This window comes from Falsihalocynthiibacter sp. S25ZX9 (assembly GCF_041205405.1).
GTDB classification, from domain to species: domain Bacteria; phylum Pseudomonadota; class Alphaproteobacteria; order Rhodobacterales; family Rhodobacteraceae; genus Falsihalocynthiibacter; species Falsihalocynthiibacter arcticus.
Genome location: NZ_JBGFCD010000139.1, coordinates 1 through 334 on the forward strand (window position 1 = coordinate 1; position 334 = coordinate 334).

The window sequence follows — 334 nt, forward strand, 5'->3', positions numbered from 1 at the left end:
CCGCTGATTTCCTTGAGAACCTCTTGGCGGCGCTTGGTGCGTGCATCGCCTTCGCGGCGCACCTAGTCAAAGGCCGACCGTTTTGACATAATCGTCATCCGTGCCGCCTCAACCGTCATTTTCACGTATTCGACTTCCTCACGCGCTTGATCCAAATCATCCAAGTCCGCAAGGATCGCCGCCGCGTCATTAACCAGATTGCGTGCCCCAAACGCTTCTTCTTCGTGGCGCACGACCGCAAGCCGCAGACTCTCAAGCTTGCCTTCTGCGATATTGCGATCTGCTTCGGCCCGCGAAAGAGCGCGGCCCGCGTCAGTAAGTGCACGGTCTGCAT

The 334-nt window shown here is 58.1% G+C and carries 1 pseudogene; it reads right to left on the minus strand.

Annotation, left to right across the window (positions count from 1 at the left end):
* Nucleotides 1-334 (minus strand): annotated as a pseudogene (locus AB9F29_RS21620) (hypothetical protein); the annotation flags it as partial.